The sequence below is a fragment of the Bartonella sp. AD328YNZD genome, assembly GCF_042196425.1.
In genome coordinates, this window is record NZ_JBHIQG010000055.1 from 1 (window position 1) to 11,228 (window position 11,228).

10 protein-coding genes are annotated in these 11,228 nt (G+C 37.8%); 7 read left to right on the top strand and 3 right to left on the bottom strand.

Annotation, left to right across the window (positions count from 1 at the left end):
- Both panC and panB read left to right on the top strand, forming a co-directional pair.
- A partial coding sequence (gene panC, locus ACFIO3_RS04315) for a pantoate--beta-alanine ligase (protein WP_375704132.1) occupies positions 1 to 753 on the top strand: 753 nt, incomplete at its 5' end.
- Positions 750 to 1,565 carry a 3-methyl-2-oxobutanoate hydroxymethyltransferase gene (gene panB / locus ACFIO3_RS04320; protein WP_375606303.1) on the top strand — a complete coding sequence of 272 codons (816 nt, stop codon included), beginning with the start codon at positions 750 to 752 and terminating at the stop codon, positions 1,563 to 1,565. The genes panC and panB, both read left to right, overlap by 4 nt.
- 591 nt (positions 1,566 to 2,156) lie before the next feature.
- Here the strand turns inward: panB and ACFIO3_RS04325 are convergent.
- Positions 2,157 to 2,774: a YfbR-like 5'-deoxynucleotidase gene (locus tag ACFIO3_RS04325; protein WP_375606302.1), complete on the bottom strand. Its 618-nt coding sequence runs from the start codon at positions 2,772 to 2,774 to the stop codon at positions 2,157 to 2,159.
- On the bottom strand, positions 2,767 to 3,639 hold the full coding sequence (locus ACFIO3_RS04330) for a YgfZ/GcvT domain-containing protein (protein ID WP_375606301.1): 873 nt from the start codon (positions 3,637 to 3,639) through the stop codon (positions 2,767 to 2,769). Before ACFIO3_RS04330 ends, ACFIO3_RS04325 begins: the two co-directional genes overlap by 8 nt.
- Before the next feature lie 64 nt (positions 3,640 to 3,703).
- Between ACFIO3_RS04330 and ACFIO3_RS04335 the strand changes: the two genes are divergently transcribed.
- The gene (locus tag ACFIO3_RS04335) at positions 3,704 to 5,032 is read left to right on the top strand and encodes a dihydroorotase (RefSeq protein WP_375606300.1); all 1,329 of its coding nucleotides are present in this window, start codon (positions 3,704 to 3,706) and stop codon (positions 5,030 to 5,032) included.
- A 419-nt stretch (positions 5,033 to 5,451) separates the two neighbouring features.
- Here ACFIO3_RS04335 and ACFIO3_RS04340 read toward each other — a convergent pair whose 3' ends face one another.
- Positions 5,452 to 5,820: a TIGR02301 family protein gene (locus ACFIO3_RS04340; RefSeq protein ID WP_375606299.1), complete on the bottom strand. Its 369-nt coding sequence runs from the start codon at positions 5,818 to 5,820 to the stop codon at positions 5,452 to 5,454.
- A 490-nt stretch (positions 5,821 to 6,310) separates the two neighbouring features.
- On the opposite strand from ACFIO3_RS04340, the gene cysS reads away from it, so the two are divergent.
- From cysS to ACFIO3_RS04360, 4 genes are all read left to right on the top strand, one after another.
- Complete coding sequence (gene cysS / locus ACFIO3_RS04345; protein ID WP_375606472.1) at positions 6,311 to 7,819, top strand: cysteine--tRNA ligase; 1,509 nt, start codon at positions 6,311 to 6,313, stop codon at positions 7,817 to 7,819.
- A gap of 40 nt (positions 7,820 to 7,859) precedes the next feature.
- Positions 7,860 to 8,531 (top strand): DUF421 domain-containing protein, encoded by a 672-nt coding sequence (locus ACFIO3_RS04350; RefSeq protein ID WP_375606471.1) that lies wholly within the window; start codon positions 7,860 to 7,862, stop codon positions 8,529 to 8,531.
- Between the two features lie 116 nt (positions 8,532 to 8,647).
- Positions 8,648 to 10,531, top strand: a complete 1,884-nt coding sequence (locus ACFIO3_RS04355) for an ABCB family ABC transporter ATP-binding protein/permease (protein WP_375614967.1) — start codon at positions 8,648 to 8,650, stop codon at positions 10,529 to 10,531.
- Positions 10,532 to 10,648: 117 nt separating this feature from the next.
- On the top strand, positions 10,649 to 11,228 hold a 580-nt coding region (locus ACFIO3_RS04360), incomplete at its 3' end, for a phosphatidylserine decarboxylase (protein ID WP_375704133.1).

Sequence of the window (11,228 nt, forward strand, 5' to 3'; positions counted from 1 at the left end):
CATCTTGCATTAGTACAGTATGCAAGAGCAATGTGTGATCGCGTAGTGGTTTCTATTTTTGTCAATCCAAAGCAATTTGGACCTCATGAAGATTTTTCTCAATATCCAAGAGATTTGAAGGGCGATTGTGCTTTGTTAAAAGAAGCAGGTGTTGAATGTGTTTTTGCTCCTTCTGTCGATGAAATGTGGCCACTGGGAAATGAGACAATTGTGAAGGTGGAAAAATTATCACGTATTTTGATAGGAAAATTACGTCCAGGGCATTTTTGTGGTGTAACGAGTGTTGTTGCTAAGCTTTTTAACATTGTCCAACCAGATAAGGCTTTTTTTGGGGAAAAGGATTTTCAACAAATTTTAATTATTCGGCGTATGGTTGAAGATTTGGCTTTTCCTATTGAGATTGTTGGAGTTCCTATTTTACGTGAAGCAGATGGAGTTGCGCACTCTTCACGCAATCAGTTTTTAACATTAGAAGATCGTAAAGCTGCCAAAATTATTCCTAAAAGTGGAAAAGCTGCTGAAAAGCTTTACCATGAAGGTGAACGGTCGGTTGATAAATTATGCAAAACTGTTCGTGATATTTTACAACAAGAAACGCGTGCAATCATTGAAGCAATAGATTTACGGGATATGGAAACTTTATGCGTGATCAAAGGAACATTGAATAAACCGGCGGTTTTACTCCTTACTGTCCGCTTTGGTGAGGTAAGACTTATTGATCAATATATATTGCAAGAGAAGGGTGGAAAATGAGTGTACATAAAACCGTAAAGCGTATGACATCTTCCGAAATACGTGCAAGAAAGGGACAACAGCCAATTGTTTCTTTAACAGCTTATCAAGCTTATACTGCGCGGATTGCTGATCCATATTGCGATATCCTTTTGGTTGGTGATAGCGTTGGGATGGTTGTGTATGGGTTTGAGACAACGCTTCCTGTTAATTTAGATATGATGATTTCACACGGGAAAGCCGTGGTGCGTGGATCTCAAAAAGCTCTTGTTGTTATTGATATGCCTTTTGGGTCTTATGAGGAAAGTCCAGAGCAAGCTTTTTTAAATGCATCGCGCATTCTTGCACAAACGGGGTGTGGTGCAGTTAAGCTTGAAGGTGGCGTTTATATAGCCGAAACAATAGATTTTTTGTGTAAACGTGGCATTCCAGTGATGGGGCATATCGGTCTTACACCCCAAGCAATGAATCGTTTTGGTGGTTTTAAAACACAAGGACGCAAGGAGAATGATTGGCAAAGAATTGAAGCAGATGGAGCAGCGATTGAAGAGGCTGGTGCTTTTGCTGTTGTTTTAGAAGCAATGGTTGAACCTTTAGCGGTGAAACTGACGGATAAACTTTCTATCCCTACGATTGGTATAGGGGCGTCCAATCAATGTGATGGGCAAGTATTGGTTATGGAAGATATGTTAGGTTATGGTGCCCATGTGCCAAAATTTGTTCGTCGTTATGGAAATCTTGAACAAGCCATGGAAATTGCAATCAAGAATTATGCAGAGGATGTTACCTCCCGTGCTTTTCCAGCGGATAATGAGGTTTATAAACTAAAATAAATTTCAGTTTAAGATCAGCAGTTTGAAAAGAGAACATTTGTTGTTTTGATAATGAATGTCATTATTTCATGTATTTTGTATGCAATTTGAACTGTGATTTTTTCCATTTCTTTAATGAAGTCACGCTCCTCATGCAAAACAGAGCGCCATTGGGTCGCTAATTCAGGTGCTTTTTTAAAGAAAGCTTTCTAAGGCACCCAATCCTATTTCGCGACGGCGTTCGTGAATAGTATAGTGGTAACTCCCTTATGAAATGTATAAAATTTATAGAGCACTTCCGTCTTTACGCTTCATAAGAGAGCAAGCCGGTATCATCATACACTTTTCCAATTTTCAATGCTGCGACAGCGCTTAGCACTTGAGATGGTTCATAAGAAGCATTTTAACTCTTTCTTTAAAAAATTTTACTCACACGCCAGCCCCGCTTGTGGTGTGCAAGAGAATGATTTTGATTGATCCAATATAAACAGATTTGAAATGAGTGAAGCTTACGATATTAGGAGCTCTCATTCAAAATGAAAAAACAATGAATTATTATTATAAGTCAGTGTGATGAGTCTGTAATGACAAGGAATCAACAATGCGAAGGGGCTATAATCTTTGGACATCCAAGTCATTAAAGCGCGTTAAAAATGCGTTTTCAATGTGTTGGGTAGAATAGGAGGATAAATTCAGATCATCGGGTAAAATATTATTGGGAGAGCCAAAATAGCGAAGGGCTTCTTCTGTATTAAATCCAGCAAGCGTAATCGATTCATAATATGCAGCGATACGGTCGGCTTGTTTAATTTTTTTTAAAAGTTTTTGAGAAAGATCAACGGGAAGAGAAAAGCGCATGTGGATAGCATCTTGGATGCGCTTTTCAACGCGTTCATATTGTTTTCCTATGACAGCTTTAAAAGGGGAAATCATATCGCCGATGACATATTCTGGAGCATCATGAAGAAGGGCATAAAGACATTCATTGCTTCCCGATTGTGGAAAAAGTTTTTGAAATATTTGTTCAACCAAAAGTGAGTGTTGTGCAACAGAATAGGCGTGTTCTCCTCGTGTTTGACCGTTCCAACGTGCTACACGAGCAAGTCCATGGGCAATATCTTCAATTTCAACATCAAAAGGAGAAGGGTTGAGAAGATCAAGTCGCCTTCCAGAAAGCATTCTTTGCCAAGCACGTGCTTCTCCATTTTTTAATAATTCAGCTTTAGCCATGCGTATTTTCTACAGTATTTTCAGGAAAGGTAAAATTCATATTTTCAGCAATACTTATGGTGATAGGAATGTTTTTTACAGTAAAGGGGATGTTATGATCCATAGCATCTTTTACGTGGTCAATACGCAGTAAAGCAAGAGCTTCATTGTCTACACATGTTCCCAAGGATCCAAATACTTTTGTTCCTGCTTCAATGCTAGATTGAGGGGACAATTCATGCTGGCCTTTTACAATTAAAATACGGCGACGTGCTGCTTGGCGGTGGTGCATTCGTGAAACAACTTCTTGTCCAATATAACACCCTTTGTTGAATGCAAGTCCATTTATTTGATCGTAATTAATATCATGAGGAAAGACTTTACCAACTTCATAATCTTGACCACTTTCTGCAATTGCATAACGGATACGCAATTGATTCCACATGTTATGATATTCTGAAGCCAAAAAAGATGTTTTGCCATAGATTCGTATTATTTTTTCTTTTTCTGGGAATCGTTTATCAACAAAACTTGAATCAAAATTTAAAGTATCTGATTCATTTTTCCAAGAAACTGTAACAACTTCTTGGAATGGTTGTGTAATTTCTATTTTTTTACGCAGTTTATAAAGCAACAGACGCTTGTAGAGTATATCAGCTAAAGGCATGATAATATCAATCAAATAACCATCTTCTTTTTTGCCAATAAGAAAATCAGCAAGAACCTTTCCTTGAGGGGATAAGAGGGCTCCAGGGAAAATTTCTTGCGGGTTGATTTTTTTTACATCTGTTGTGATTAGGGATTGCAGAAAATCTGTTGCTTCTTCGCCTGTAATTTGAATAATTGCGCGATTTTTTAAGCAAATGGCATTTTGTTTTTCAATCATGGTTCTTGCCTTTCTGCTCAAAGTTACATAATCGATAAGAGAGGAATATGTAAGGAGCGTGGCTATGTTTAAAACATTTGATACAATTTTTAAAGGTGCAACACTTGTGAATCATGATGGAAGAAGCAAGCGTGATATTGGTGTTACAAATGGCCGTATTGCTGAAATTGGCGACCTTACATGTGCATCGGCAGGTGAGGTGATTGATTGTACGGGGCTTCATATTTTACCGGGAATTATTGATAGCCAAGTACATTTTCGCGAGCCAGGTAATGAATATAAGGAGGATTTGGAAAGTGGCTCGTATTCTGCTGTGTTAGGGGGGGTGACAGCAGTTTTTGAAATGCCTAATACCAATCCATTGACAACATCAGAAGCTACATTAAGCGATAAGGTTAAACGCGCATTTCATCGAATGCATTGTGATTTTGCATTTTGGGTTGGAGGAACGCGTGAAAATGCTCATGAATTGTCTGAATTAGAAAGACTTCCTGGTGCAGCTGGAATTAAAGTCTTTATGGGGTCTTCTACGGGTGATCTTTTGGTCGATGATGATGAAAGTGTACGCCTTATTTTGAAGAATATACGCCGTCGTGCGGCTTTTCATTCTGAAGATGAGGCGAGGCTCAAAGAGCGTAAAATACTGCGTATTGAAGGGGATGCATCATCACATCCGATTTGGCGTGATGAAGTTGCGGCATTAAAATGTACGCAGCGTTTGGTAAAAATTGCTCATGAGACGAAGGCTCGGATTCATGTGTTACATCTTTCGACAGAAGAAGAAATTGATTTTCTAAAAAAACATAAGGATGTTGCAACAATTGAAGTGACACAACACCATTTGACGCTCACGGCTGATGATTATAAGCAATTTGGTACATTAATTCAGATGAATCCGCCTATTCGTGAGCCGCGCCACCGTGAAGCTCTTTGGTACGGTGTTCAACAGGGGATTATTGATGTTTTAGGCTCAGATCATGCGCCTCATACTTTGGAAGAAAAGCTTCAATCTTATCCTTCTTCACCTTCAGGAATGACAGGGGTGCAAACAACAGCAGCAATTATGTTGACACATGTGAATGCAGGAAAGATATCTCTTGAGCGTTTTGTTGATCTCACGTCGCATGGCCCTAGTCGTATTTTTGGTATAAGCTGTAAAGGACGCCTTGCTGTTGGATACGATGCTGATTTAACAATTGTTGATCTTAAGCGAGAAGAAATTATTACGAATGGCTTAATTGGTTCGCGTGCCGGTTGGACACCTTATGATGGTAAAAAGGTTAAAGGTTGGCCTGTTGGGACCATTATCCGTGGTATGCGTGTGATGTGGGAAGGTGAAATTGTTACTTCTTCACAAGGAGAGCCTGTTAAATTTATAGAAACTTTGGTGTAAATAGATTAAACTTTATAGGTTTTATTTTATTATGCCATAAAACATCGCCTTTTAGAGCGGTGATATAAGGCATGCTAGCTTCCTTGGCACATAAGTATTTTTTTAAGTGTATGGTGAATATTTTTAGACTTGTTTGTCAAGCCTTTAGTACTTTTAGTTTAAGTAATAACATGGGTGAGAAGCCAAGAAGAATCTGTTCAACAAGAACCCAGCCTATTGATAAACAAGCTCTGAGGGTGGGCAGGAAGCCAAAGAACGATTTTGTTCAGGGGAAAGATGCTCACAAGAATAAAAACGTGTCGAGGAATTATTTTTCAAAAACTTCTCTATTTTCAGAGTAGATTTACAGCTCCCCTCATTTGTGAGAGAACATGGTTGATATTGCTGAAATTGAAGAAGACACTTTTTGTATAGATTAATTATTTATAATGCATGAGGAGGTTTTCGGATAAAGTTCTTCCTTCCTCAACGTATCTTTGATTGGCTTCAATTGCTGCTTGTGTACAATGATGATAATTTTCTGAGAAAGCACGGTATGCTTCATTAAACGCTTCATAAAAATAAGCGCGTCTTTGTGGGATAGGCTTTTCTGCTTCAATCAATGCGTTCATGTAGTCATACCATTGGTTTGTTGGAGTCTCGCAAAGATTTTGAAGAGAATGCAGAGATCCCAAAATTTCCGCTAGTCGGAGTAATTTTTTCTCATAAGGTGGAGATTGTTGCGCAAAGGTTGGCATTGAACTTACAATGAATATTAAAATAATGATGTTCATCAATCTATTACGCATTATTGTTATTGTTTTCCTTGGAATAAAACTCTGTACAAATAAAATAATTGTGTCATGAAAACGATGTCAAAAAATAGGGTTAATTGTTACATTATTCTCACTTACTTATAAAATATAGGGCGTAAGAGACAGTAAGGAAACCATAATGAAATATTGAAAATACTGACGGAGTTTTTTGTAGTGAAAAATTTAAGATTTGCTTCGTGCAATCTATTTTTCACATAAATTTATAGTGTAACGCCTATAGAATTTTTTAAAGCTCGTTTTCTTCAAGGAGAGAAAAAATCTCTATCTACAGAATGTTTTTGTCTAATCAAATAAAATAGATTGTTTTTACGATCAATGATGGATACAGCCGTGAATACAATGGGAAAATGATAAGAAAAATTTACTATAAGATAAAAGTTCTAGCCTAAACCGCATAATGCGATAATTTGAGGTAAGATACATTCAAAAAGAGCGGTGCGTGGTATCGTTCATGGAGCCAATGATGAAAGAGTTGCGATTTTATAATACGCTAACACGTAAAAAAGAAAATTTTACACCAATAGATGCGACAAGAGTACGTCTTTATGTTTGTGGACCGACAGTTTATGATTATGCACATATAGGAAATGCACGCCCTGTCATTGTTTTTGATATTTTATTTCGTTTATTGCGTCATGTTTATGGCAATGAGCATGTTCTATATGCACGTAATATTACAGATGTTGATGATAAAATTAATGCACGAGCAGCTTGCGAATATCCAAACTTGTCACTGAATGACGCTATTCGTCAATTAACAGAACGTACATATTCTCAGTTTCAACAAGATACAATAGCACTTGGTTGTCTATTGCCAACCAGTCAGCCGCGCGCAACCGAGCATTTAGAGGAGATGCGCTCTTTAATTGAAAGGTTGCTTGAAAAGGGGCACGCTTATGAAGCGGAAAATCATATATTATTTTCTGTAAGTAGTATAAAAAATCCTCCCCATTATGGGGCATTTGCAAATCGTTCTTTAGATGAAATGAGGGCGGGGGCACGTATTGATGTTGCTGCTTATAAAAGGGAAGAGATGGATTTTGTTTTATGGAAGCCTTCTGAGGAAGGAGAACCAGGTTGGAAATCACCGGGCGGAATTTCTGTTTTAGGTCGTCCAGGTTGGCATATTGAATGTTCTGCAATGTCAATGGCAAAGTTATTAGCGCCCTATGGTGGTGGTTTAACTTGTGATGATCCGACCGCCAATATTTTTGATATCCATGGTGGTGGACTTGATTTAATTTTTCCTCATCATGAAAATGAGATTGCACAAAGTTGTTCAGCTTTTGGGACGGAGCGAATGGCTAATTTTTGGATGCATAACGGCTTTTTACAAGTTGAAGGTAAAAAGATGTCGAAAAGCTTTGGCAATTTCATAACTATTCGTTCTGTTTTAGAGAATAATTTTTTGGAGTTTAATGGTATTTTATCCGATGAAATGAAGCAAAATTGGGCTGGTTTGTCTGCGCGTTTTTCGATGTTGCAAACACATTATCGTGAACCATTAAATTGGACAGCACAGCGTTTAATACAATCGAGCAGCGAACTGTATCGTTGGTATGAATTGCTTCGCAGCAAAAAGAGTGAGATGAAAAACAATGAAGTAGTTGATGATACTTTGATAGATGCACTTAGTGATGATCTTAATACTCCAAAAGCACTGACTCTTTTGCGAAAATTTTATAAAGAAGGAGATGCTTTGGCTCTTGTTAATGGGATGAATTTATTAGGACTGTTACGAAAAGAATGGATTAAAGAAATAGACTGCCCATTATTTACAAGAAAAACTTTTCTTGATTCAAAATTTATTGATCAGCGCATTGCCGAAAGACTACAGCTTATCCATAATAAAGAGTGGGAAGCTGCGGATATAATTCGTGATGAGCTTGCAGCTGAGGGGGTTCTTTTAAAAGATAGTAAGGATCCGCAGAGTGGTAAGCGCATAACCGTGTGGGAAATAAAGCGACACTAATGTCTCTATTCCAGCAGCTCTCATGAAAAAGGAGAATATGATGGAATTTTTATATCATTATGGGTATGTCGCACTAAAATTAGTTGTAGGCCTTATCGCTTTCCTCTTGATTTTAAGAACCACAGGTCGTGGTAGTCTTAGTCAAATGACGCCAGTTGATTTGGTAAGTAATTTTGTGATGGGAAGTATCATTGGAGGCGTTATTTATAGTCCGGATGTTAGCAGTATTCAATTATTGATCGTCTTATTTATTTGGCAGACTTTGGTCACCACTCTTAATTTTCTGATGCGCTATTCAGTTTTTTTTCGTCGTCTCATTGCAGGACGTCATATTGCATTGGTTTTAGACGGAGTATTTCAAGTGGATAAGATTAAAAACTTAGGTATCAGTGTGAATGATCTGATTACAATGTTGCGTATTAAAGGCTGTAGTTTACACGAAGCTGCTTTCGTTCGTTTAGAAACCAATGGCGATTGTTCCGTTATTAAAAAGGAAGAAGGAAAGAAGTCTATCATTTTAATACAAAATGGCGAAATTCTTGATAAGGGGCTGAAAGAGATTGGTAAAACAAAAAAGTGGCTTCATGCAGAACTGAAAAAAAAGCATGTAAAAGTTGAAAATTTATTTGCAGCAGAGTGGTATGAGAATACAGACCCAAATAATAAATTATATAGTGGATTATTTCTTGTTCCTCTTTCAAAAACAGTCTAACTTCAAACAACGAGTAGGTATAGCTTATTGGAAGCATAATGAAGAGATGAACCTATAAACAACCACAGGGGGGTGTTTTGCCTTTTTCGTGTGGATGATAGAGAAGTAAGGGCTTTATGAAACGTAATGAAATAACAAAAACTGTATCATCAGATACGGGGAAAACTCTGCGCACACTTTACAATTTATGGCCTTATATGTGGCCAGTAGATCGGCGTGATCTAAAAATGCGTGTGCTATGGGCAATATTTTATCTTGTTTTGGCCAAGTTCGTTCTCATATCTGTACCGTATTTCTTTAAATATTCTACGAATGTGCTTGATGCTAGCTTTCAATTACCTGAATGGTTTCCATCCAATTGGATTATTCCCATCATGCTCGTTTTGGCGTACAATGTTGCACGTATTATGCAGGCTGGATTAAATCAATTACGCGATTCTCTTTTTGCCACTGTTGGTCAATATGCTGTTCGTCAATTAGCTTATAAAACCTTTGTACATATTCATGAATTATCTTTGCGATTTCATTTGGAACGCCGAACTGGTGGGCTTTCTCGCGTGATTGAGCGTGGTACAAAAGGAATTGAAGCTATCGTAAGATTTTCAATTCTCAATACAATACCGACAGTTTTAGAATTTATATTAACAGCACTTGTATTTTACATAAGTTATGGGTGGTATTATCTTCTCATCGTTGTTGTAACGGTTGGGTTATATACCTTGTTTACCATTAAGGCGAGTGATTGGCGCATTCGTATTCGGCAACAAATGAATACAGCGGATACTGAGGCGAATACGCGCGCTGTTGATTCTCTCTTGAATTTTGAAACGGTCAAGTATTTTAGCAATGAAACTCTAGAAGCTGATCGTTTCAATGCTTCTATGGTATGTTATGAAAAAGCCGCAACAAAGATTTGGACATCATTAAGCTGGCTTAATTTTGGTCAGGCTCTTATCTTTGGTATTGGAATGACGATCATAATGCTGATGTCAGCTTATGAAGTTTATTATAAGACACAAACTTTAGGAGACTTTGTTTTTATTAATGCACTTTTAATGCAACTTTCTATTCCACTGAATTTTATTGGTTCAATTTATCGTGATGTTCGGCAAGGTTTAACGGATATTGAAGCGATGTTTGATCTTTTAGATGTTCAACAGGAGATTGTTGATAAATCGGACGCCAAACCGTTAGAGATAAGCGATGGAACCATTCGTTTTCATCAGGTAAAGTTTTCCTATGATTCGACGCGTCAGATTCTTCGAGATATTGATTTTGAAGTCCCTGGAGGAAAAACAGTCGCTATTGTTGGTCCATCGGGTGCAGGGAAATCAACTATTTCTCGGTTGCTTTTTCGGTTTTATGATGTTGATTCGGGCTCTATTACAATTGACGGGCAGGATATTCGTGATGTAACACAAAAAAGTTTGCGCGAAGCGATAGGCATGGTACCACAAGATACGGTGTTATTTAATGATACAATTGCCTATAATATTTGCTATGGGCGTCCAAGTGCTACAGATGAAGAGATGCGCAAAGCTGCTGAAATGGCACAGATCTCAAAATTTATTGAGATATTACCAGAAGGTTTTCAATCTATGGTAGGAGAGCGTGGTCTCAAATTATCAGGTGGTGAAAAACAACGTGTGGCTATTGCACGGACACTCTTAAAAGCCCCCCCACTTCTTATTCTAGATGAAGCAACAGCGGCTCTTGATACGGCGACAGAACAGGAAATTCAACAAGCATTGGATATTGTAAGCCGTGGACGTACAACATTGATTATTGCTCACCGTCTTTCTACGGTTATCAATGCTGATGAAATTTTGGTTCTTAAAAGTGGTCGTATTATTGAAAATGGGACACATACAGAGCTTTTACGCAAGAAAGGTCTCTATGCTTCAATGTGGAATAAGCAGCTTGAAGCATCGCAAGCTGAAGAAAAATTACGTAAAATGCGTGAAGAAGATGAGACGAGTGTTGTTAATCGTAAAAAATAAATAGAGCAAAATGTAATCTATATCTTTATATGGAGTGATTGATTAAATACATAAAAAGACACAAGAGGAACAAAAAGCTTTGTTGCTTGTTTAAGTTTACGATGAATAGGAAATTATATGAGTATTCTGCAATCTTTCCATAATAGCTTTGTACCGGTTCATAAAGAAGGTTATCCTTTTATTGTAGCGTTTTTTGTTATTTCGCTCATTCTTGGTTGGATATGGAGTCCGTTTTTTTGGTTTGGTCTCGTTCTCACGGTGTGGTGTATATACTTTTTCCGTGATCCAGATCGTGTGATCCCTTTGAATTCAAATTGGGTGATGTCGCCTGCTGATGGGCGTATTTCATGTGTGGAATCATGTGTTCCACCTGAAGAATTAGGTTTAGGGAAAGATGAAATGATCCGTATTTCTATTTTTATGGATGTTTTTTCATGCCATATTAATCGTATTCCTATCAGTGGTACAGTAGAGTCTATCGTTTATCATCCAGGTCGATTTACCAATGCTGACTTTGATAAAGCTAGTCAGTTTAATGAGCGTAATGGGGTGGTAATTGATAGCAAACATGGTAAAATTGGTGTCGTACAAATAGCGGGAATGGTTGCGCGCCGGATTGTTTGCTGGTCAAAAGAAAACGATGCCGTTATGACTGGTGAGCGATTTGGATTGATTCGTTTTGGTTCTCGCCTTGATA